This is a genomic window from Klebsiella sp. BIGb0138, assembly GCF_004342285.1.
Classification (GTDB): domain Bacteria; phylum Pseudomonadota; class Gammaproteobacteria; order Enterobacterales; family Enterobacteriaceae; genus Klebsiella.
The window spans coordinates 248930-271764 of the sequence record NZ_SMCV01000008.1 but is presented as its reverse complement, the minus strand read 5'-3'; the positions used below and the strand labels follow the sequence as shown (position 1 = coordinate 271764).

The 22835-nt window shown below is 55.9% G+C and carries 22 protein-coding genes and 2 pseudogenes; 5 read left to right on the top strand and 19 right to left on the bottom strand.

Annotation, left to right across the window (positions count from 1 at the left end; translation table 11 throughout):
- Positions 1-3: 3 nt before the first annotated feature.
- The 3 genes from EDF73_RS18845 to EDF73_RS18835 are packed head-to-tail and all read right to left on the bottom strand — an operon-like array spanning position 4 to position 3261.
- Positions 4-1944 carry an FUSC family protein gene (locus tag EDF73_RS18845; RefSeq protein ID WP_132730579.1) on the bottom strand — a complete coding sequence of 647 codons (1941 nt, stop codon included), beginning with the start codon at positions 1942-1944 and terminating at the stop codon, positions 4-6.
- A gap of 9 nt (positions 1945-1953) precedes the next feature.
- The gene (gene mdtN, locus EDF73_RS18840; RefSeq protein WP_132730578.1) at positions 1954-2982 is read right to left on the bottom strand and encodes a multidrug transporter subunit MdtN; all 1029 of its coding nucleotides are present in this window, start codon (positions 2980-2982) and stop codon (positions 1954-1956) included.
- Between the two features lie 6 nt (positions 2983-2988).
- Positions 2989-3261 (bottom strand): YtcA family lipoprotein, encoded by a 273-nt coding sequence (locus EDF73_RS18835; RefSeq protein WP_132730577.1) that lies wholly within the window; start codon positions 3259-3261, stop codon positions 2989-2991.
- Positions 3262-3532: 271 nt separating this feature from the next.
- Here EDF73_RS18835 and yjdI point away from each other — a divergent pair, with 271 nt between their 5' ends.
- Positions 3533-3763: a 4Fe-4S mono-cluster protein YjdI gene (yjdI, locus tag EDF73_RS18830; protein WP_132730576.1), complete on the top strand. Its 231-nt coding sequence runs from the start codon at positions 3533-3535 to the stop codon at positions 3761-3763.
- 11 nt (positions 3764-3774) lie between these two features.
- Positions 3775-4047 carry a GNAT family N-acetyltransferase gene (locus EDF73_RS18825; protein WP_132730575.1) on the top strand — a complete coding sequence of 91 codons (273 nt, stop codon included), beginning with the start codon at positions 3775-3777 and terminating at the stop codon, positions 4045-4047.
- A gap of 79 nt (positions 4048-4126) precedes the next feature.
- On the opposite strand, the gene EDF73_RS18820 is transcribed toward EDF73_RS18825, so the two are convergent.
- The 3 genes and pseudogenes from EDF73_RS18820 to EDF73_RS27735 form a co-directional block, all read right to left on the bottom strand.
- Positions 4127-5365 carry an MFS transporter gene (locus EDF73_RS18820; RefSeq protein WP_132730574.1) on the bottom strand — a complete coding sequence of 413 codons (1239 nt, stop codon included), beginning with the start codon at positions 5363-5365 and terminating at the stop codon, positions 4127-4129.
- Between the two features lie 339 nt (positions 5366-5704).
- Positions 5705-6433: a mechanosensitive ion channel domain-containing protein gene (locus EDF73_RS27740; RefSeq protein ID WP_347812717.1), complete on the bottom strand. Its 729-nt coding sequence runs from the start codon at positions 6431-6433 to the stop codon at positions 5705-5707.
- Positions 6434-6540: 107 nt separating this feature from the next.
- Positions 6541-6961: pseudogene (locus EDF73_RS27735) on the bottom strand (hypothetical protein).
- A gap of 356 nt (positions 6962-7317) precedes the next feature.
- Between EDF73_RS27735 and EDF73_RS18810 the strand changes: the two are divergent.
- A complete protein-coding gene (locus tag EDF73_RS18810) occupies positions 7318-7794 on the top strand; it encodes a GNAT family N-acetyltransferase (RefSeq protein ID WP_132730572.1) in 477 nt (158 codons plus the stop codon).
- Between the two features lie 373 nt (positions 7795-8167).
- On the opposite strand, the gene EDF73_RS18805 is transcribed toward EDF73_RS18810, so the two are convergent.
- From EDF73_RS18805 to EDF73_RS28005, 11 genes and pseudogenes are all read right to left on the bottom strand, one after another.
- Positions 8168-9586 carry an EAL domain-containing protein gene (locus EDF73_RS18805; protein ID WP_132730611.1) on the bottom strand — a complete coding sequence of 473 codons (1419 nt, stop codon included), beginning with the start codon at positions 9584-9586 and terminating at the stop codon, positions 8168-8170.
- A 55-nt stretch (positions 9587-9641) separates the two neighbouring features.
- Complete coding sequence (locus tag EDF73_RS18800; RefSeq protein ID WP_132730571.1) at positions 9642-10547, bottom strand: fimbrial protein; 906 nt, start codon at positions 10545-10547, stop codon at positions 9642-9644.
- 17 nt (positions 10548-10564) lie between these two features.
- Entirely contained in the window at positions 10565-11068 is a 504-nt protein-coding gene (locus EDF73_RS18795; RefSeq protein WP_132730570.1) for a fimbrial protein, read from the bottom strand.
- Between the two features lie 12 nt (positions 11069-11080).
- Positions 11081-11608, bottom strand: coding sequence for a fimbrial protein (locus EDF73_RS18790; protein WP_165905747.1), 528 nt, complete (start codon positions 11606-11608; stop codon positions 11081-11083).
- 13 nt (positions 11609-11621) lie between these two features.
- A complete protein-coding gene (locus EDF73_RS18785) occupies positions 11622-14258 on the bottom strand; it encodes a fimbrial biogenesis usher protein (RefSeq protein WP_132730569.1) in 2637 nt (878 codons plus the stop codon).
- A gap of 74 nt (positions 14259-14332) precedes the next feature.
- Positions 14333-15058 (bottom strand): fimbria/pilus periplasmic chaperone, encoded by a 726-nt coding sequence (locus EDF73_RS18780; protein ID WP_132730568.1) that lies wholly within the window; start codon positions 15056-15058, stop codon positions 14333-14335.
- Between the two features lie 35 nt (positions 15059-15093).
- Positions 15094-15633: a fimbrial protein gene (locus EDF73_RS18775; protein ID WP_132730567.1), complete on the bottom strand. Its 540-nt coding sequence runs from the start codon at positions 15631-15633 to the stop codon at positions 15094-15096.
- 72 nt (positions 15634-15705) lie between these two features.
- Positions 15706-16254, bottom strand: a complete 549-nt coding sequence (gene fimA / locus EDF73_RS18770; RefSeq protein WP_132730566.1) for a type 1 fimbrial major subunit FimA — start codon at positions 16252-16254, stop codon at positions 15706-15708.
- Positions 16255-16748: 494 nt separating this feature from the next.
- On the bottom strand, positions 16749-17345 hold the full coding sequence (gene fimE, locus EDF73_RS18765) for a type 1 fimbria switch DNA invertase FimE (protein ID WP_132730565.1): 597 nt from the start codon (positions 17343-17345) through the stop codon (positions 16749-16751).
- A 538-nt stretch (positions 17346-17883) separates the two neighbouring features.
- Positions 17884-18489 carry a tyrosine-type DNA invertase gene (locus tag EDF73_RS18760; RefSeq protein ID WP_132730564.1) on the bottom strand — a complete coding sequence of 202 codons (606 nt, stop codon included), beginning with the start codon at positions 18487-18489 and terminating at the stop codon, positions 17884-17886.
- A gap of 1080 nt (positions 18490-19569) precedes the next feature.
- Positions 19570-19942: pseudogene (locus EDF73_RS28005) on the bottom strand (hypothetical protein); the annotation flags it as partial.
- 139 nt (positions 19943-20081) lie between these two features.
- Here EDF73_RS28005 and EDF73_RS18750 point away from each other — a divergent pair.
- Positions 20082-21038, top strand: coding sequence for a nickel/cobalt transporter (locus tag EDF73_RS18750; protein WP_132730609.1), 957 nt, complete (start codon positions 20082-20084; stop codon positions 21036-21038).
- Here EDF73_RS18750 and EDF73_RS18745 read toward each other — a convergent pair.
- Positions 21035-21541, bottom strand: a complete 507-nt coding sequence (locus EDF73_RS18745) for a MarR family transcriptional regulator (protein WP_132730563.1) — start codon at positions 21539-21541, stop codon at positions 21035-21037. The genes EDF73_RS18750 and EDF73_RS18745 overlap by 4 nt on opposite strands.
- An 81-nt stretch (positions 21542-21622) precedes the next feature.
- Between EDF73_RS18745 and EDF73_RS18740 the strand changes: the two genes are divergently transcribed.
- Positions 21623-22495, top strand: a complete 873-nt coding sequence (locus EDF73_RS18740; RefSeq protein WP_132730562.1) for an EamA family transporter — start codon at positions 21623-21625, stop codon at positions 22493-22495.
- 93 nt (positions 22496-22588) lie between these two features.
- Here EDF73_RS18740 and EDF73_RS18735 read toward each other — a convergent pair whose 3' ends face one another.
- A complete protein-coding gene (locus tag EDF73_RS18735) occupies positions 22589-22801 on the bottom strand; it encodes a YdgH/BhsA/McbA-like domain containing protein (RefSeq protein WP_015585822.1) in 213 nt (70 codons plus the stop codon).
- Positions 22802-22835 lie beyond the last annotated feature (34 nt).

The following is a 22835-nucleotide window of genomic DNA, read 5'->3' as shown; positions in this document are numbered from 1 at the left end:
TTTTCATGACTTATCTGCCTGTCGCGGGATCGCTGAAGGTGTGGACGACCACCGCGGGAGTGTCGTCAGCAAGGTGGTCAGCGGCGCGCCAAAAGGATTATGGGGATCCGGATGTAGCGCGCCGGGGCGCGCCGGGGCCGCCTGCTGCTCAATATCATCGGCATAGGTCTGGAGCTGCGCGGCGCAGCGCTGGAGAAAATCATCTCCCGGCGCGGCATACAGCCGGTAGCCTTCGCTAAAGCGCACGATCTCCTGAGCCTGGCCGTAGGTCGCCTTCACCGGCCACGTTTTTGCCTGCGGATATGGGTGGGCCCAGGCATTGAGCGGTTCCGCCGCGACCCGGTGCATCAACGTTTCGGCGCCGTTCAGGGAGTGAAAGAGCGGCACCAGTTCGACCTCATCATCGCCGGCGCGCAGGGCATCCGCTATCTGCCGGTAGAGCCGCGCCAGCCGGGATTTAAGCTGCAGGGCTTCGCTATCCGGCCACAGGTAGAGATGCACAAGCGAGGAGACCAGCACGCCGAGCAAAATGCCGATCACCCGATCGCGCAGTTCGGTGAGATTGGTCAGCGGGCCAAACCAGCTGAGGAACGCCAGCGAAAAGGTAAAGCCGATCTGAATCCCGGCGTAGGCGATGCGTTCCGAGCCGGCCGCGATCCAGGCCGACAGCGCCATCACCGGCAGGGTCATGGCCAGTAGCCCGACGATAGATTCAGTATGCGGCTGCACATACACGATCATCAGCAGCGCCAGCAGCGTCGCCAGCAGGGCGCCGCCAATCCGTAGCCAGGTTTTTTGCAAGGTCGCGCCCAGTCCCGGCTGGGCGACAATCACGCAGCTGAGCATAATCGTGTGGATGCCCTGCCAGTCGGCGGCGGTATAAAAAACGTAGCACAGCAGCGTCGCCAGCAGCGTCTTTAAGGCGAAGTGCAGATAGGCCGGATTGGTCCAGGCGTCGGGCAGCAGCAGAGGTGCTTTTTCCTCTTCCCCGGCCGGCAGCGCGACCGCTTCGCCGCGCGCCAGTTTGCGCAGCGTGGCGGCCATTTCCTGCAAAATGACGCTGTTTGCCGTATCCCGCGCGATCGCGTCAGGCTGGTCGGCGCTTAGCGCGCCGCCGTGCAAATGTTCTGCCAACGATGAGAGCGTAGCGGAAAGCCGCTGGCGCTCGGCGGGGTGGTCATCCCCCGGCTGGAGCAGCGCGGACAGATGGTAGCAATGCAGCGCGGCCGCCATCAGCGACTGCCACGCCTGCGGGTCGGCGGCAATCTCAGGGCTGGAACGGGTAGCCAGCTTAAACAGGGACTGCAGCTGGGTCGATTGTTCGGCGATCGCTTTAAAGGTCGGCTGGTTTTGCAGCGTACCGCTCTGTACAACCAGCTGCGCCACCTGGCGCAGCAGTACGATGATTCGCGCTTTGAACTGATAGCCGGGAAACGCCTGTTGAAAGCAGGCGTTAACCAGCAGGGTGACCACGATGGCGAGGTTGATGACCACCCACAGCCACAGCAGCAGGCGCACCAGAATCTCACTCTGGCTGGTCATCGACGGGAAGGTCTGGGCGTAGATCACCACCAGCGCCACCACGAAGAAGGCCATCCCCAGCTTGCCCAGCACCCGCATCAGGTAGATGGCGCCGAAAAACAGCAGCACCGAGGCGACGAGGCGGATTAGCGGATAGTCATAGGTCCATTTGATGATCAGCAGCACGCAGCCCAGCGCGATGCTGACGGTGAGAAAAAACACCACGCTCACCAGTTTGATCATCAGCACATTGGGCTGGCTGACGTAAAACACCACGATCAGCGCCACGGCTAAAAAAGGGATCTGCAGGGTCATAAACAGGGTAATCAATACCGAGCAGCTGAGGGTCAGACGCAGGGTATAGTTCGCCCGCCCCGGCACATCGCGGAGTTCCCGGTGCAGAAACGACCACAAGTTGTGCATACCGCTTCCTTATTGAGGCTGAAGCACGGCGCTGGCCGAGGCGCCCATGCGGAACAGTTCCGGGTCGGGGTCTTGCACCGCGATTTTCACCGGGAAGCGCTGTGAAACGTGGACCCAGTTAATACTCTTCTGAATAATCGGCAGACCTTCAATCACGCTCCCGCCTTCGGGCAGTACCCCGGAACCGACGGAGTCGACCACCCCGGCGAAGGATTTGTCATGGTTGGTCATGATGGTGACCCGCGCCGGTACGCCGGGACGGACGTTTTTAAGATCGGTTTCGCGGAAGTTGGCGATCACGTACCAGCGATCGTCATCCATGAGGGTAAAGACCGGTTTCAACGCCGAGGCGTACTGGCCGACGGTGGTTTTCAGCGCCACCACCACGCCGTTGAACGGGGCGCGGACTTCGGTAAATTCAAGGTGCAGTTCGGCCAGCGCAATCTGCGCCAGAATCCCCGCCCGCTGTGCGACCATCGCATCGACGCCGGTGACGGCGGCGGAAGCCTGCTTCGCCTGTAATAGCGTCGCCGCCAGTTCAGCGCGGGCGGCTTTTTCCGCCGTCCTGGCCTGATCGAGATCTTCCTGCGAAGCAAAACCCTGCGGCACCAGCGGTTCCAGCCGCGTGCGCGACGAGGTGGTTTGTTTAACCAGCGCTTTGGCGCGCTCCACGGCGGCGGCCACCGACTGTGCGTTGTACTCCTGAGCCTTAATCGTACGTTGGGTCAGCATGATTTGCGCATCCAGGGTGGTGAGTCTCGCCCTGGCGTCATCGAGCATCGCCTGATAGGGACGTGGATCGATACGAAACAGCAGCTCGCCTTTTTTCACCCGCTGGTTGTCGCGGATCGGCAGCTCGACGATCCGACCGCTCACTTCAGGCACCACATCGATGGTGTCAGTATAGACATAAGCGTCATTGGTTTCCGGCGACGTCTGGAGCTGCCAGATAACCAGAATGAGCGCCACGATGGCGGCGAGGACGAGGGCCAGCAGAGGCCACTTTTTGCGGAATACGCTTGGGCTGGAGTTTGTCATAGCGGCTTAGTTAGCAAAGAAAAGGAACCACAGGATCGTGGCGAACAGGAACATCAGAGCCAGGTAGCTGAATACCAGCGGCGAAAACCGCGCTTGCCAGCCTTTACGGACGATCAGGATATGGCAGGGGATAAGTAAAAGCACACCGCCCAATAAACAGAAAAACCAGCCAGGAAATACGGCGCCTAATACCGGAATCGCTGGCGATAATGTACAACCAGAGAGGGAGAATAAAATTAAAAATAGTGCCGGGCGTGCCAGCTTCACCAGACGATTCAAGGGATCTTTCCTGAGCGCTCATACCATTGTGGAGTGAGTTTAATCGCCCTTATCCATAAATAAAAGCCAGCGGACAGACTAACTTCTTCTATTTCTGCCGTTCGTTGCGGGAAGGTTTGGCTAAAAAGATGAATAGCAATGCGTTTATTTCGCATTAACAATGGAGCGCCTGGCATATATCAGCGAGCGGTTTCTGTTGACGCCTGTGGTCAGCATCTGTGGCGAGGACTATGCTTAGTTGCTGAATAATAAAAATAACGGAGGCAATGTCATGGATAAGGAACTGCTGGAAGCGGGCTACCGTGCCTATAGCGGAGAGAAGATAGATGTCTACTTCAATACGACCATCTGTCAGCACTCGGGTAACTGCGTGCGCGGTAGCGCAAAGCTCTTCAATCTGAAGCGTAAGCCGTGGATCGTCCCGGATGAAACGGATGTCGCCACGGTGGTTCGCGTCGTCGATACCTGCCCGAGCGGCGCCCTGAAGTATCGCCAAAAATAAGCGAGGAGATAATGGAAATACTGGAAGGCTACAATAAATTTTACGTCAATGATGCCGAAGGGAATCAGGTCGCTGAAATTGTGTTTGTTCCCACCGGCGAGCATCTCAGTATTATTGAACACACCGATGTCGACCCCAGTTTGAAAGGGCAGGGGGTAGGTAAAAAACTGGTGGCGAAGGTGGTGGAAAAAATGCGGGGCGAGCAACGTAAGATCATCCCGCTATGCCCGTTTGCCAAACATGAGTTTGATAATACCCGCGCGTATGATGATATCCGCGCCTGAAATAAAGGCACCGGTGAAAACCGGTGCTAAATTTCAGGCTGCTGTGATGAAGGAGGAGCGTCTGCCTCCTGAAGATAAATCAGGTTACGCTTTCATTTTCCAGCTTCTGCCTTTTGCGCAGATGCGGGAAAATGGTCATCCATATGGCAACCACCACCAGCGTGCCTATACCCCCAAGGGCCGCAGCCGGAACGGCGCCCATCCATGCGGCTAGCAGGCCGGATTCAAATTCCCCAAGCTGGTTCGAGGTATTAATGAAGATGGCGTTCACCGCATTCACGCGACCACGCATCTCATCCGGCGTATCCAGCTGCACCAGCGCGCCGCGAATCACCATGCTCACCATGTCGAAACCGCCAAGCGTGGCCAGTGCCAGCAGGGAAAGCCACAGCTGCGTGGAAAGCGCAAACACCAGTGTCGCCAGGCCAAAGCCGGCGACCGAGGCAAACATGATCAAGCCAACGTTTTTCTCCAGCTTGTGGCGGCTAAGCCAGACGCCTACCAGCAGGGCGCCAACCGATGGCGCACCGCGCAACATCCCCAGACCCCAGGGGCCAGTATGCAAAATATCCTGGGCGAAGATCGGCAGCAGCGCCGTCGCCCCGCCGAGCAGCACGGCAAACAGATCGAGTGAAATCACGCCCAGCACATCTTTGCGCTCGCGGATAAAACGCACGCCGGCAAACAGGTTAGTGAGATTCATTGGCAGGCGGGTTTGCGTCGGCCGCTCGTAGCGCAGTCGGCTAACCAGCACAAGAGAGAACAAATAGAACAGCGCGGAAACGCCATACACGACTTCCGGACCCGCCACATACAGCAGGCCACCCAGCGTCGGGCCGATAATTACCGCCGCCTGCCCCCCGACTGAGCTGGCCGCCATCGCGCGTGCCAGGATCGGCGGCGGTACCAGCGCCGGCAGCATCGAGGTGATCGCCGGCCACTCGAGGGCCTTCGCCACCGAAATCAAAAAGACCAGTCCCCAGATCTCAATCTTGTCCGCCCAATGCAGCAGCGTCAGCGCCACCAGCCCGAGCAGCGCCACCCATTCAATGAATTGACCCAGCAGCACAATCCTGCGGCGATCGAACTGATCCGCCAGATGTCCGGCAGGTAAGGCCAACAATACTGAAGGTAAAAATTGCATCAGACCGATCATCCCGAGCGCCATCGCGCTATGGGTGATGGCATAAATTTGCCAGCTTACGGCAACTGAAAACATCTGAAAACCAAATGATGAACAGGTACGCGCCAGCCAAAATGCGACGAACGACCTGTGCCGCAGCAGTGAGTCTTCTGCTGTGGATACCTGTGAACCCATAGTCTTATCCCATTCTTGAACAAAATTATTCCGGCCGGCGTCGTGGCACCGGCCTGGTGAAAAGTCCGTAACGGACTCTCCTTATCTTTTTTCAGGTGACAAAGTGCGGCATCTTGTCTGTTCAGGCAGTGGCAAGGCGTGCGCTTTGCAAATCGTGCCTTATCTTAAAGAGTTTTATAGAAGTGCGTTAGTCATCGTTCAGGCCATAAATGGGGGCGATGTCAGCGGAGGGCCGGAGCTGAAACCGGTGACCATCTGGGGAACGTCATGGGCCGCTCTCAGCCCCGCTTCGGCGAAGCGCGGAAGATAGGCCGCACGCCGGAGCGGTATTTGAACAGCTTAACCATCCGCTGGAGGCCGCGCGCTATCCCGGATGCCGCTTTCCTGCGATAGGCGCCAGAAATCGTGACCCGCCGGATATTGATATAAGCGCAGGGAGAATTGTCCGGCGACCGCAGTAATATATTCAAATATTGCTGATTGAGTATTCTCATACTCCATCCACAACGTAGAAGAGGTAAAGCAATAAATTTCCAGCGGGATCCCGGACGGCGAGGGCTTCAACGTCCTCACCACAATGTACATATCTTTAATAATATCCGCTCGTTCGGCGAGATAGGCCATCAGATAGTGACGAAACAGCGTTAAATTCGTCAACCCGTTATCCATAAACCAACTGTCCGCCACCCCGGTGGGATCACGGCCATCGAGCAACTTTGCCAGCGGCTCATTCACCCCCCGTAGCGCAAGCATCGGGGCCAGCGTCTCCTGAGAGAGAAAGTTCACCGAGTGCTGATCGATATAGGTACTGCGCATAATTCGCCGCGCCCCGGAAGAAAACATGGCCTGCCAGTTGGTATAGGTTTCGGTCAGGAAATTTTTAGTCGGAATTCGTGAGATCGTATTATCCCAGTTGCGGATAGTAATCGTGTGTAGCGCAATATCGGTCACCTCGCCGCTCAGGTTTTTATCGGGCATTTCAATCCAGTCCCCCAGCTGGAGAACGTCATTTGACGAAAGCTGGACGTTGGCGACGAGCGACAGCAAGGTATGCTGAAACACTAACATGAGCACCGCCGCCACGGCGCCGAGGCTGGAAATAATGATGGCGGGCGATTTGTTCGACATGACGGCGAGGATCATAATCGCCGCAATGACGTGAATTAATATTTTTCCTATCTGGATATAGCCTTTAATCGAGTGATTTTTACGCTTGGTTTTGCGCAAATAAGAGCTGTTGACAATATCCAGCATCTCATTGAAAAAGACAGACAGAAAAATAAAAAACAAAATCCCACAGAAGGTATTAATCGCCGTCACCAGCGATGCCGGCATATTCGGCATAAACTGCAAAACGTAATAGACGATAATAACCGGAATGAAATTTGACAGCTTTTCGGCAATGCGCCGGTCCTTCTCCAGAGGAACGTCGTGTTTATGGCTGGCGAAGAAGACTCTGCGTACCACTTTAATCAGCAAAAATTTGCACATAAGGTGCGAAAACAAGCCAGAAATGATCAGCAGAATGATATTAAAACCCACCGCCAGCGCAGGATTTTGTTCAATAAATGTTAATAAATAATTCAAGTACGCCATCGTTCATCGCCTGAATAAGTATGCCATTTTGTATTCGCCACCGCCGGTGGACGACATATACAAAAATTTAACCCATTCGCATCATGACATGTCGGGGAGGTATAAGTCCACGCCTTAGGGCGCCTGACGTACCGGCATAAACTGTCACGCTCAGCCCCACCGTATTGTTGCAATTCAACCGAGATATCGCGTCTATCGCTTGAACTCACCGCCAGAAGTGGACGGTGAGATACCGCTTTAAGGCCATCAATTGCAATCAACCTGCTACCACCAGGGAATAATAATGGCGTTGCGTAGCCGTTAGCGCTATTAATATTGTCCTTTCATCCGTAGGGACTATCGCTAAGGAGTAATAAATGATCTCGTTTCACTCAATGACTGAAGACGAGTACCCTGCTTATCTTGAATATTTTATTCCTGATTACGCAGATGAGATCGCGTCAAATTATGGACTATCCCGCAGTGATTCCCTCGCGAGAGCGAAGCAGGAAATAGCGGAAGCGCTTACTGAGGGAGTTAATACGCATGGGCAAGTTTTACTGTCTCTTGTTGCGCAATTAGATGAGTCTGACAGGCATGTAGGCTATCTGTGGTATAAACCAGATGCGGCCAGGCGTAGCGTTTTTATCTATGATTTTCATATTTTCAACGCCTGCCAGGGACAGGGGCTTGGCAAACAGGCTCTGCGTGCTTTTGAAGCGTATCTGCGGGAGAAGGGGGTCAATGAGATCAGACTGCGTGTTGCAGGAGATAATACCCGAGCCCGCCATATCTATGAGACCAGCGGTTTTGGGGTCACGGGTATCAATATGCGCAAGGCTATCGCGGACTGAAATACTAAGAGCCTGTCCCATTAGGGCTATTTTACTTGCCATTTTGACGCTGCGCAGTGCTCGAAACCCTCACGTACTACGTGTACGCTTCGGTTTCTCCGCGCTGTCCGTGGTCAAACTGCCTGCGATAATAACGCCTACAGGGATAGGCTCTAAAGAATAGTCAGGGTAATGAGAATAACACGCTCGCGCCTCGCTCATTGCCGTCCTTTACTCCTGATGCGGCTCGTTTCTGCCAGAGGCTGAGATGACGAACATCGCGATACGTCGTCAGTCGCCGCAGGGCACGGCGCTGCGTGCGATGTCTTTTGTCGCTTTCGTCATCCGGCCTACGGCTGGGGAATGGCGCGGTCACTTATTCAGTAAACAGCGATTATCCGGCAATGCTGGTGGGGTAACGGCCGGGTGAAAAGCGCTGGATAAGAGCCGTCAGATTGTCGCCGCTGACCGGCGGGGAGATCAGGTAGCCCTGAAAACGATCGATGCCCAGCGTCTTCAGCCGGTTAAATTTCTCCAGGCTGTCAACCCCCTCGGCAATACAGCGGCTGCCGGAAAGCTGGCAGTAATAGATCAGGCTTTTGATCAGCGCCAACGCCTGCGGGTCGCTCTGCAGATCGTTGACGATGCTCATGTCCAGTTTGTACTCATTAAAGCGCACCGATCTGACCGGAAACATCACGCTGCTTTGTGAAAAGCAGTCGTCGAGCATAATACGAAAGCCCTGCTGCTGTAATTGCGTGATATTTTCACCGATTTTGCCATGACGGTTAAGATCGACAGTTTCGGCAAATTCCAGTACCAGTCTGTCCGCCCACGCAGGCTCCAGCAGCTGCTGCCGCGCCGTCTCCATCATGCGGATAATGTTGTCATTCCCGGCAATCTCCGGCGGGACGTTAACGGCAAAATAGTAGTCGCCCGGGTGTTGGTTAATCTGCTGTACCGCCTCCTGCAGGACAAACGCGGTTAACAACAGCCAGGCGTATTCCGCTTTGATCTGCGGCAGAAACTCGCAGGGACGCAGTACCTCACCATTGCGTCGCCAGCGGGAGAGTACTTCGATACCCTGCAACATCAAACGACCGTCGGTAATCGGCTGGAACACCGGAAAGATTTGCCGGCAGTGAATGGCATGGACGAACTCGCGTTCAAAGGCCGAAAGCGTGGTGAAGATCCGTGCCTTCGGCCCTTTTATCTGGCTGCCGGGAAAGCGGCCGGCCAGGTGGGGATGATGTTCCAGCATCTTTTTTAGTCCTGAACTTCTCTGGGTATAGAGGGTTTTGTGGCTGAGCCCCCGCCGCTGCGCCTGGTGATTGATGCTGTCTCCGGCGAGCCAGCCCAGCGCGGTCTCCAGCTCCGGTTTACTCACGCCTGCCGCCGGTTTGCCGCAGGCGGCCATCTCCTGAAACGCCAGTTGCTCCAGTAGAGGATACTCCGGCAAAGCATTGTGCCTGAGCAGCCTTGCCAGCTGCCGGCAGGGCAGGTCTGAGGCGACCGCGCGTACCGCCCCGAGATGGCGGCGGTGGGTGACCTGATAGAGCAGCGTGTGCCATAGCCAGTTTGCCGGGCTGCGGCTGAGAATCAGCATCGGTAGCGGAGCGGGGCTCTGCTGCAGTAGTCCTGCCGCCTGTCGCAGGGTGAACAGCAGCCAGAAGGGATCGTCCGGCAGGAACACCACAATGCGTCTGACCCTGGCCGTGTCGGCAATCCCGCGCCGATCGTCGGGGCGGAGGGATAAGCGCGCGGGGCGATATGGGCCGCCGCTCATCAGCGAGGAGAGCCCCTCGGCGGCCATCGCGCAGGGGGAGAGAATGTAGTCCTCCTGCGTCGCGTCCGGCGCCGGGCCGGCATTATTGATAGACAAACGTCACTCCAATAATGGACTGCACGTTGCCCGCCGTCACCTGACCGCTGGTTCGCGCGTAGGTGGCGGTTAAACCGAGGTTCACCGGCGAGGTGCCGACCGTGCCGAGAGAGACCGTGGTGTTGGCGGGCACGATGCCGCCGTTACGCGTCATCTGCACGCCAATCCCCTGCGCCGGCGAGGAGGACGCGGTATTGCTGAAAACCGAGTTGGCGGTATCGGCGGTGGTGCCCGAGAGATAATAACCAAGGTTCTGATTTTGCGCGCAGTGCACCGTGACCGGCACGGCCATCGAACCCGGGTAATCCGGTAAGGTCACCGTGACATCGCGGGCCGAAACATCACAGCCGCCGGTCGGCACCACCACATCATTATTCGCGTAAATGTTCCACACGAACTGAAAGTCGTCGCCGTCTTTGTTGTTGGTCTGCCGGAGAATAAGCACGGCGATTAATGATCCGGCGGAAATCGCCACCCCGCCAGCGGTGCTGACCGGCGTCAGGTAGAGCAGGGTCGGCCATGGCTTATCGGTTTTCGAGTCATAAATGACGCGGGCGGTTTCCGTGGTGGTGGGAAAAGGATATGAGGAACCGTTGTATTTTACGGTGCCGGAAAAGTTCGACAGCACGCCGCCGTAGGCCGATCCGCGCTGTAGGGTCACGTAGTCGGTAATGGTCTCCGGGTAATCGTTATGGCAGAAGATCTGCGTCGATAGATCGACCACCAGATTCTGCCCGACGTTGACCGCGGGCGTCAGGTTGACGTAGACGTTGGCGCTGCCGCCGCCGATGGGAATCGTTGCTCCGGAGGCGGTTTTACAGGCGAAGGACCAGGCATTGAGCGACCAGCTCATCAGCAGCAGCGTGGTTAACAGGGTGATCACTTTTTTCATCAACTTACTCTCCTGTTTCAGGCGTAGGTGTAGGTGACGTTAATCACCGCCTGAAGGGTCCCCTGGGTGGCGCCGCCGTTGACCGTCAGCGCTCTGACCTGCAGCGGGAAATGGGCGGACTGCGTCGCATCATCCACCTGCACCGATTTCTTCGCCCCATTATTCAACGTGGTGCCGCCGTCATCCTGCAATTCCAGCTGAATATTGCCCGCGGTCCCCTGGTTTTTGTAATACCCGGTGGCGTCCGCGGTGCCGCTAAAGCTGGCGGTGACTCGCGAGGTGCCGATCGGGCAGTTGCTCAGATCGAGCGCTACGCTGTGCCAGGCCGAGGCGGAACCTGGCGAAACCAGACTGAAGGTGTAGAGATCGCCGAGATCGACGGTGGCATTGGTGGTGGAAACCGTGCACGGTTTGGCGACCACCTTGCCGTTTACGGTGATGGTGATATCGGCCGCCTGCTGCGGGAAGGAGGCCAGGGCCAGCACGCCCGCCAGAAGCCATCCTGGGTGAGTCCATTTCATCTCAGCCTCCGGTTATTGAAATTCCAGCGTGAATGTCGCTGTCGCGTTGACGTGCCCGGCGGTGACCGGTACCTGGGTAGCCATCAGACGGGCATAAAAGTTCAGGATATTGGTTTGCCCGGGCGATAGGGTGGTCCAGGCGATGGTTGGCGAGGCGGCGTTCAGCGGCAGCATACTCTGCTGACTATCCAGAATTTGCACCCCCATGCCCGCCGCCGCCGAGGCGCCGCTATCGAGCTTTAACAGGCTGGCGTTGTTGCTATCCGCCACGCCGGTAAAACCGACTTTGACCGCAGTGACCGAGGTGCCGCAGGGCGACAGGACGATGCGAAACGGCACCACGGGAGTGGTGGCGCCGATGGTATTGAACTGTTTGGCGGCGTTATCCATCAGATCGACGGTAAAATCTTTCGACTCTCCCGCTACCGCGCAGGCGTTATCCCGGACATAGCCGCTAATGGAGATGGTGCTGTCCGCCGCGCACGCGTTGGCGATGGCCAGCGACAGCACGGCCGCCAGCAGATACAGTGATTTTGTCATCATCATTCCTTCCTTAGCGACACACGGCCGACAGCTGGCTCAGCGCCTGCTGCTGGCTCTCTGGCGGCAGGCGATAGTCGGCCACGCAGCGGGCGTCAGGCCCTTCTCCCCACGTCACCTGCACCCGGCCGGCCAGCGGCATCCCGCTGAGATAGACCTGGCCGTTATCCGCCACAATGCTGCCGTTCTGGTTACTCGTTGACGTCACTATGGCGCCGAAGGGGATCGGCTTGCCGTTGCGGGTCAGGGTCATCAGCAGTTTCATCCCCACGTGCGCTTTGAAATCAGCGCGCACGATGGCGCCGTGCGTCGGTACCACGCTGACCACCGCCTCATCAAGATCGACGTTGTCCGCCAGGGTATTGGTGTCCAGCGCCACCCGGTTTTCGCGATATTCGGTGGCGTAAGGCAGTACCGCATATCCGCGCCAGTCGGTACGCACCCCGGTCTGGTTTTCGACCTTCACGCTATCGGCCCCCGGGGCTTTGATCAGCACCACCGTGTCGTTCAGCGGCTGGCTGAGGGTGACCCCGTTACTATGGGCGAGCACGCCGCCGCTGACGCCGTAGTACAGCTGCTTCAGGCCATCGCTGCGGCTGTAGCCGACGTTGGCGTTGCCGTAACCGCCGCGATAATTCAGCGCCGCGTATCCGGTGCCGCCGCTGCTGCCGTTGCCGCCGCCGGCATAGCCGGTCTGCACGCTGTAGCTCAGGTTATTGTCCTCCAACAGCGTGCCGTACAGCCCGGCGAGGTTACTCATCCGGCCGTCGAGATCGTGCGACATGCTGTAGCTGGCGCTGGCATGTCGCCAGACCGATTTGCTATCGGAACGCATCCAGTGGCTGAACGGAATATTGACGTTGACCGCCAGCATCTGATCGCGCCCGTCCTGCCAGGCGTTTTTGTTCACGCTATAGCTCAGCGTCCAGTTGATGTCGTCAACGGCGGCGTTAAGTCCGGCCTGTAATTGTTCATCGGCTTTGTCGGTACCCCAGTAGCTTTGGTGGCTGCCGCTTAAGTAGAGCGTGGCGGTCCGCCCGAGCTGCTGGGTCACGCTGACCTGTACCTTGCCGCGTTTGCTGTAGGCGAGGTTGTAATAATCGGTGAACTTCGGCTTCACCTGAATCACGCCGTCCTGAGTCTCTACGTCATAGCCGCTCATCCGCCGGTAGGTGGTATCGGCGAAGCTGTAATAGCCGCGCGTGGAGTAGCGATAGCCGACCAGCTGGATATTGGTACCCACTTCATTGAGCGATTTGTTGTAGAGAAAACGCAGCGATTGTCCCTGGTGCTCGCTGTCGTCTGGCAGCGTGGCGTTGGCCTGGGTGACGTCCAGCGACACGGCGCCGAATTCCCCCATGTTTTTACCCACCCCGAGGTTAAACGCCCGGTAGCGGTCTGCCAGCTGGGTGCCGCCGTATAGCGTCCAGCCCTCCGGTAGCCCGTGCAGCAGCGTGCCCTGGACGAATTTGGGTTTTTCCTGTTGGCCGTTACCGCTGCGGTATTCGCCCGCCGTCAGGGCATAGCGGGTATGACCTTCACGCTGCAGCACCGGCACCGTGGACCACGGCACGGTAAAGACCTGGCGGGTGCCATCGGCTTCTTTCACCGTCACCTGCAGGTCGCCGCCGTTGCCTGCGGCATACAGGTCGTCAATGGTGAACGCCCCCGGGGGAACGGTGCTCTGATAGATCTCATAGCCGTTTTGTTTAATCGACACCTGCGCCGTACCGCGGGCAATGCCGTGGATCACCGGGGCGAAGCCCTTCTGGCTGTCCGGCAGCATATTGTCATCGGAGGCCAGCTGGGCGCCACGGAAGTTAATGCCGTCGAAGACATCGCCGTTGGTGTAGCTGTCGCCCAGCGTCATGCGTGAGCGTAAAGGGACGATGTCCCGCTCCAGCCAGCTGTTCACATGCTGCCATTTATTCTCGTTGCTCGACGAACTGCCGCCGCTGCTATAGCTCCAGGTGGTGTTATCGCGCAGGCGCCAGGCGCCGATATTCAGGCCGCTTTGCAGATTTAGCCAGGCGTAGCTGCTGCTGCCGCCAATGTCGTTATGCACGTTGTTGCCGGTGAAGTTGTAGTTCAGCAGCCCGGCGGTAATGCCGTCATCCCACAATTCCGGGGGAATATACCCGCGCGCGCGATTGCCCATAAAAGCCTGGGGAACGGTGAGATACAGGCGCTGCTGGCCCACGTCGAAACGGCTGGTGGCGTCCTCGATCATCTCCGTCAGCGGGACGCAGGCATCGGCGGCCAGGGCATCCATTCCCGCTACGGCAGCGCTATTGACCCCCATGCTGACAAGCTGCGCGCGGGTCAGGCAGGGAGCCAGGCCATGATGATTCTCCGCGCCCTTAAAGGTGACATCGCGGGTGGTCATAAAGCCGTTATTCAGATAGATATCCACGCGATAGGTGCCCGGCGGCACCTCCTGCCCCTTTTCGAACCCCGACAGATCCGCTACCGCGGCCGGATCGTCGGCGAGAAAGCGCGGGTTAAAATAGAGTTCCGCCTGCGCGGAAAAGGCCTGCAAAGCAAGCAAAAGGGCAAAAGGAAGCGGGGCAAATACGCCAGCCGATCCCGCGCCGTCGCGCCGCGCACGCCGGATGCCCAAGCGGTCCAGTCCATATTTCAGATGTGACATAGTCCCTCCGGTCCGAAGTCGCCCGGCTGTCAGTTCTTTTTATCTTTCAGGGGATAACGCTGGTTTCCCCGTGACTATTGCAGTGTGCTCTTCATCCGAGGGGTCAGTGCGCCATAGTCGTTAATCGTCCGCCAGGTGATATCACGACCGGCGTCGGACGGTAATTTCACCGAGGCTTCGCCCATGGGGGGGACCAGCGCATTTTCCAGCACCCGGGTGCCGGCATTCAGTTCGGTGACCGTCAGATAGTAGGGCGTCGGATTTATCAGCGTGAGGGTGCCCGCGCTGCGGCGAAACGTCAGCTTTTCCGCCGCCTGATCCGGCGACAGGGCGAGTTTGGCCGGGCGATAGTAGAGCTTGATGCGGCTGATAATCGCCAGCTGCAAGGTGTTGTCACTGAGCTTTGATTTGTCCATTGATGGGATGGCCTTTACGTTCATCCAGAACAGGCTTTCCCGATCCTGCGGCAGCTGATTGTTGGTGGCATCGATAATGCGCAAGGTATTCTCTTTTTTCCCCTGCATCGCGAACAGCGGCGGGGTAATGACAAAGCGTCCGTCTTTCTGACCGTCGGCGTTTTCCACCCATGACTGAATCAGATAGGTGCTATTGTCATCATTGTTGGTTACCGCCAGCTGGACCTGCTTTTGTCCGGCCGGATAAATAACCCGGGTCGCACCGAGCGCCACGCCGGCTTCGGCACGGGCGGTGAAACCGGTGGTGACTATCATCAATAATCCCGCCAGTAAACAGCGCGTCATCCCCAGTGTTGTTCTCACGTTTTCCCCTTTTATACTCACCGTTGTTTCCTGCATCCGGTATGTCCGCTGGTTAATTACTGATAGGTCAGAGAAAACCAGGCCTGAGCATTTGCGGCTCCGCCGGTAACCTGATGCCCGGTCGCCCGATATTTGGCGACAAAATGGAGCGTGGTCGGCCCCGTATACAGCCGCGACCAGACGCCCGGTGGGCTATTAAGCGGAATCAGGCGATCTTCTTTATCAAACAGCGCGACGCCGATACCGGTCGCGATGCCAGGACCTTCGCCAACCGAAAGCACGTCCGGATTTTTGCCATCGGCCACGCCGTGAAACGCCACGCCCACGCGTTGGCTGACGGCGGTGCTGCACTCCTGGAGATGAATATCGAAAGGAACAGGGTCTGTATCTTCCCCTGCTGCATGAAAACGATTGCTGCTGATCTGCCCCATATTGACCGTCAACTGCTGGTCACCTGCTTCAACGCGGCAGGATTCGGCAATGATGACGCCCTGAAAGCGCATGTTTCCGCCGGGTAGCGTCACATTCCACTGGTTTCCGGCAAGCGCGAGCGGCGGTAGCAAAAATATCAACAGACCTGATTTCATTCCTTGCATCGTTATCACCCCAGTTCCGTAGTGGATAACGGGCCATCCTGGCCCGAAGTGCATCCCTGCCTGATGTGTCAATTATTCGTACTGAACTTTGAAGGTCGCGTCGGCGTTAGCGGTACCAGCAGTGGCCGCGCCGGTCGCGTAGTAACGCGCCTGGAAAGGAATGATGTTAGTGCCATCGTTCAGCGTGGTTGCCGCGCTGAACGTCGCGCCGTCCAGACCCAGAGCGGTACCGGTTTTGTCGAGGATCTGTACGCCAACGTTCGTCGCGCCGCCCGCTGCGGAGTTTTGCAGCGCCAGTACGGTGGTGTTGGTGCTATCTACCGCAGTACCGGAGAAGGCAACAGAGGCTTTGGTTGCCACGGTGGTGTCGCAATCATCCAGCTGGATGTTGAAACCAACGGCAGAGCTGGTGCTGCCTGCGGTGGCGAGTTTCGCTGAACGCACCTGGCCCAGTTGAACGGTCTGATCGATAGAGCCGGCATCTACTGCACAGGCTGCGTTGACCACTTCCCCTTTAAAGTGCACTGTACCGCCGTTTACCGTGGTGGTATCAGCCAGGGCCGCTGCGGAACTCAGGGACAGGGCTGACAGAACAACGATTGCCAGTGTTTTGATTTTCATGTTGTTTTCCTTTAAACAATGTCGATATTACGAACCGAAATTGGCAGTCGTTGTGCCTTCCAGGCATTCCCTATTTCAGCCGAATGGTCCGACTGCCGGCTCTGCGCAGTTTTCGCCCAACTGATGAGTCAATTGGGGCCATTTTGACTCATTGAGATAAAGTTCTTATTTTCCTGTTTGTGCAATCATATTTTGGTTTATTGAGCTGATTTATTTTATTTTTTGGGTTTATATTCTGGCGTGTTGCTGGAGAGAGTCGGGGGAAGCGGGCGAGGTCAGCGCGGATGATATTGCAGGTCAGCGGAAAGGATGGAAAGATAAGTAAAGTTTCTTAAAGGTAAAATATGTTAATAATCAGATAGATAAATTTAATTTGTGGAAATATATGCACTTGCCAGTTGCAAAAGATTGCAAAACATTTTTATGATATAAACAGTTTGGCCCCAATTGACTTGTTCACTTCTAAAATTATCCTTGTTTATCAAATAAATATATCATTTCTTTTGTCCGTGCGAATTTTCTTCCAGCAGGTTATTTCTTTCCCATAATCCGGCGAAACGCGCGGCATTGCTGGCGGTATAGCGCACGGTATGCCGAATATTACGATGACCAAGGTAATCCTGAATCAAACGTGTATCTGTACCTCTTTCCGCGAGTTCATACCCGCAGGCGTGGCGCAGCATATGGGGGTGAGTATGGGTGGCGGTTCCGGCGACTTCGCCGGCGCTGCGAATAATGCGATACGCCTGCTGGCGGGAAAGCTGGGTTCCGCGGCGTGAGATAAAAATGGCGTTGGTTTGTTGCGCGGCCTTCCAGCCGGCACGGACCTGAGTCCAGCGGGCGATTGCTTCCAGCTCATCAAATCGCAGCGGGTGGATGGTGGAAAAGCCATTCTTTAAGCGTCGAACGTTGATTCGGCCCTCGTTGAGGTCAAGATCCCGGTAGTGCAGATCGAGCAGCTCGCTGATGCGCATCCCGTGCCGAAACGCCAGCAGGATCAGACAGTAGTCCCGTTCGCCGGTCGGCCCCTGTCGTGCCGCCAGCATCATGGCCTGCACTTCTTTGGCGGTAAGAAAACGACGTCGATTCACAATACATTGCTCCTGAAATAAAGTTGAACGAAGGTGCCCTCCTGAAGACGTTATCAGGACGGTTAAAAAATAATCCGCGATGTTAAAGGCGTATTATATGAAGGTATATATACCGTTCATCCTTCACGTTGCCATGGTGTTGGCACGGTAAAAATAGATGGTCACATTACATTTACACATAGTTAAAATATCGCCAGACGATAATTCTTATTTTTATAGATTTTATGTCATATCACAATAGCGCCATTCGTGCTTATTGCCAGGTATATCAAATTGCAGGGGGAAAAGTGAATGGTGGCGCCACTTTAGACGAAAAATATAATGCTGAATGGTTTTACCTGACAATAAATAGCGAATTGAAACCCAGATTATTTACAAGGATATCGGCGGTAGCGGCAGTGAGAATGAATTAAGAACTTGCAGGAACAATAATCATAATCACCGTATGGTTAATATTTATTAATGTTTTCAGCGGCCGCTGTTCACTTTAACGCCATCCATGGCGTTAAACGTCGCAGCCTGTCGTTGCCAGACGCCATTATTGCAAAATGTGGTTCCGCTGTTTCTCTTTCGCGTTGTCCCAGATTCCGTAAAAACGGCCTGCGTTGCTGGCGGTATACCAGACGGTATGGCGGATATTGCGGTGTCCGAGGTAGTCCTGGATAAGCCGGGTGTCGATCCCCATATTAGCCAGAGCGAACCCGCAGGAATGGCGCAGCATATGCGGGTGAATTTCAATCGTTAGCCCGGCGTTGCCGCCGGAGGACGAAATAATTTGATAAAACTGCTGACGGGAAAGCGGATTGCCTTTGCGGGATAAAAACAACCATTCGCTGTCAGCATGCGGATATGCCGCACGGATATCTAACCAGGTTTTGAGCGCCTGAATCTCTTTATTGAGTAACGGGTGAGTGGTCGAGAATCCTTTTTTAAGCCGATGGATGTAAATACACTTAGAGCGTAAATCAATATCAGAAATTTGCAGGCGACAAATTTCACTGGCGCGAAATCCATGAATAAAACAGAGTAATGTCAGGCAATAGTTACGTGCGGCATGCGTCCCTGTGTTGGCTGCTTTAAGAAGTGACTCAATCTCATTTTGAGTGAGGAAGTTCCTTTTTTTGATATCGGCGTTATTCTTCATTATATTCCCTTTTCTGTGCAGGCATATATTACATTCTGTCAGTCTTCGTCAGGCCAGCGTTATCGTCCGATTGCATTTGTAATCGTTTATTTTTTGCCATAGTACCAGGTGCTTTTTATAACGTATAAAGTTCTCCAGCATATATCATGCCGAACCGGGTTGTGAGAATGGCGCTATGGAGTTGAATCATGAAGTACCTCCGCCGGTGGGAGCGAGGCACTTCACGTAACATTCTGAGTCAAATGGATTTTTGTTAGTAAATGCTACATTTTCTGGAGGGGGCCACATCTTACTCATCCTTCATTCCTCGTGGTTATGCGCTCCGGAAATACAGAGGCACAGGCTATCGGTCTGGCGATAACCCGACGGATAGACACACCATTATGCAAGTCGCGCGGTACGGAGAACTCCCGATGACGAGGTTCCCTCGCTGCCGGAGATGGATCAGTAACATTTTGATTCTCCCTTGCTGCCTCAGCGCAGATTGCATGAGTGTGTGGATAGTATGGTAATAATTAAACACCCGGAGACTCACCGTCATTACTCACACAGGAGAATCCTGGTTTCCGCTTCCGGTGAATATTGCGCAAGATGCTTCGCAGAGCTCGAAGAACGATATGACAGTCTGGATAGCATTCACTGCATCACTACAACGGCAATTAAACCATACTGCAAAATTATGTCAGAGAATAGCAATAATAAGCCTGGTGATATGAATGATACCCTGTATAGCTTAATTGACGAAGAGAGCCGTGAGTGAATTTCAGGAGCTCATGAAGGCGTAGGGGAGAGGGAAAACAGTTTTTTTTGGAGTCTTTTGGAGTATGTTGTTGCAGGTGGTGAATGTATCTTATTATTTTTAAATAGCTTTAATGGTACCTGATGGTTTTTTATCAGTGGTTATTGGAGTTGTCAGGAGCTTGCTTTGCTGCATTTTTGACAACCTGCATTTTACACGTGGAATAGATCCTAAGCGCTCGCCGAAAAAATAGCTTTTTACGGCGCCGGACCTCTGTATACAGAGCTCAAATAGTTTAACGCAGGCGGTGATATATTTGTGCGGATTCGCTGGCGGCATTATCCCTGCCGGCTGTAGAAGAGCAGGAGCGCTATTGCCACCATAATGGCCCCGGACGCCATACTGACCCTTCTTGCCGCCTGCGGGCGGGTCGCTAATAGCCTTTTTGAACCGTAGCCAACCGCTAAATAGATCAGCGTGCAGGTCAGCAGATGGATACTGCCCAATGCCGACATTTGTATGGCCAGCTGTCGGCAGGGTCGGTAAATTGCGGCATCAGCCCCCGGAAACGCGAAAGATCGATATCGATTTTTTTCATTCGATTTCCATCAGCTGAGTATACTTGGCATAAACGTTAACCATCGGGAAGAAGGGAAACGCTTCTTTATGGAGGCGGCGTTCATGGCTGCTCAGCCGCGTTATGAGATTCCACAAGCGTCTCACGCTAGAATGGGCAGATGGTATGCGTATTCGCGGGCATGATAACCCGCAATATCTGCGTTTTTCAGCGTGCCGGCAGGGCAGATCCCCTCCCTGCCGGGGGCGATTCAGGTTCACATAATGGCAAAAAATGATGACAACTCGCATTCTCACTCGTGACCGGCGCCTGCTGTCGCTGGGGTTGCCTGTGCTGGCGCTGCTCTGGGCCGGGTTGGCGCTCCATGCGCACTGGGGGACTTTTCTTCAGTGGTGCCTGGCTACTCAGATCACGCTCCACCGCTATCTGGTGATGTATCTTTTACAGCTTAATAACCAGCAATATAGCGGCGGTATCTGGCTGCTGGGCGGAGCGTTTCTGTATGGCGTACTGCATGCCATTGGGCCAGGACATGGAAAATTCATCGTTACCACCTATCTCAGCACCCATCAGGAGAGTCTGCTGGCGGCACGAGTGGTGCCGTTTGTGGGTAGTCTGCTGCAGGGGGTAAGCGCCATCCTGTTTGTCTTTATTCTGGCGGTCGGATTGAATCTGGCGTCCGGCGATCTCAGCACCAGCCGTTGGTACGTTGAGAAAATCAGCGCGCTGATGGTAGGCGCCTTTGGCGCATATGTGATTTATCAAACGCTGAAAAGCCTGCGGCCGCGAAGAATGGTCAGCGGTTCGCTGGCTCCGCTCCATGACCATCCTGACCGCTGCGGCTGCGGGCACCATGGCGTCGGGCGCGAACTGGCGCACGTTGACTGGAAAACCCGGCTCGGCGTGGCGCTGGCGATAGGGGCCAGACCCTGCAGCGGCGCGATGATGATCCTGCTGTTTTCCAATGCGCTGGGGATTGTCAGCTGGGGAATCGCCGCGGTGATGACCATGTCGCTGGGAACGGCGTTATCGATTCTCGCTCTGTCTCTGGCGGTGCGCTACGCCCGCGAGCGTGCGGTCAGCCTGTTTGCCGTTCGGGACCGCCGCCTGAAATGGCTGGTGCCGGCGGTGAAAATTGCCGGCGGGGCGATCCTCATTTTATTTGCCTGCGTGCTGTTTCTGACGGTGATCCCGATGAGCGCCAACGGCGACTATATCGCCGCCGGCTGCTAGTCCGCTTCCAGCAGGCGCATAAAGACCGCCAGCGCCCGATCCAGCTGCTGGCGCTGTTCCGCTGATAGCCCCGCCAGCAGCTGGCGTTCGTTTTCTACGTGGGTTTCCACGGCCTTATCAATCCGCTCGCGTCCTTCCGCCGTCAGGGCGACCAGCAGACTGCGCGCATCGCCCGGATCGGGCAGCCGGGTGATAAATCCACGTTTTTCCAGCGCTTTCAGGCGGTGCGTCATGGTGCCTGAGGTGATCATCAGCGTGGAAAAAAGCCGGGTCGGCGAGAGAATAAACGGTGATCCGGAGCGGCGTAGGGTGGCCAGCATGTCAAATTCCCAGCGCACCAGATCGTGAGCCGTAAACGCCGCTTCGATACGCGGCTCCAGCAGCATGGCGCAGCGCTTCAGACGCCCCAGGGGGCCCATCGGGCTACAATCCAGATCCGGACGTTCCCGTTTCCACTGTTCCAGAATGCGATCTACGGCATCGGCCTGAGGTGATTTGTCCAATTGTGCTCACTTATCTTGATATCAAGATATTTATCGATACATACTTGAGTTACTAAATTACCTTGATATGAAGATAAAATCATGGCCTTTCTCTCACGCTCTCCCGGTGTCGATTTACTGTTGACCGCGTTGGCCCCGGCCATCTGGGGGACCACCTACATGGTAACCTCGCAGTTTTTGCCACCCGACCGGCCGTTTATCGCGGCGCTGCTGCGGGTGCTGCCGGCGGGGATCGCCCTGTTAATCTGGTGCCGTCGCTTTCCGCTGCGCAATGAATGGTGGAAGCTGGCGGTCACCGGGGTGCTGAATATTGGCGCCTTTCAGGCGCTGCTGTTTATTGCGGCCTATCGTTTACCCGGCGGCCTGGCGGCGGTCATTGGGGCGATACAGCCGCTGCTGGTGATGCTGCTGGCCTGGTGCGTGGACAGACAGCGTTCGCCGTGGACGGCGGTGCTCCCGGCGCTCAGCGGCATCATGGGGATGGCTTTGCTGCTGCTTTCGCCGCATACGGTGCTGGATGCGCTGGGGATTGGCGCGGCATTTTTGGGGGCGGTCAGCATGGCGCTGGGAACCTGGCTGTCTCGTCGTTGGGCGATAGCGCTGCCGGTGATGGCGCTGACGGGCTGGCAATTACTGATTGGCGGGGTGGTACTGGCGCCGGTGGCATGGTGGGTCGATCCGCCATTACCATCGCTGACGTTGACGCAGATCGCCGGCTATCTGTGGCTCTGCGTAGCCGGCGCTATGCTGGCGTACGGGCTGTGGTTTCGCGGGATTAGCCGCCTTCCCTCGGCGGCGGTGTCGGCATTGAGCCTGCTAAGCCCGGTGACCGCGGTCCTGCTGGGCTGGATTTTTCTCGGGCAGAAGATTCAGGGACTGGCGCTGGTGGGGTTGATGGTGGTCCTGCTAAGCGTGCTGTTGATTCAGCGCGCATTAACAAAAAAAGCCCCATAAGGGGCTCGACATTGCTGTGTGTTGATCAGCTGTGGGAGCGAGACGAGCCGCCGTCAGGCGGCCTGTCCGGCAGCTCCCTCTGCAACCATTCTCTTATTTAGACAGCTCGGCGGTCATATGCACCTGGTTACCGGTATAGGCTTCGGTAATGTGGTAAGACGCGCCCTGATCTTTAGCGATGGTGGCGATTTTTGCTTCCGCGCTGTCCAGGGTATCAGCGGTGACGCTGACCGGGTGTTGAGCGAAGCTGGCGAAAGAAACCAGGGACAGCATACCGGCAGCGGCAAGTAATTTTACGTTTTTCATGGTGTTTTTCCTTTTAACTTTTTAGGTGGAAAGC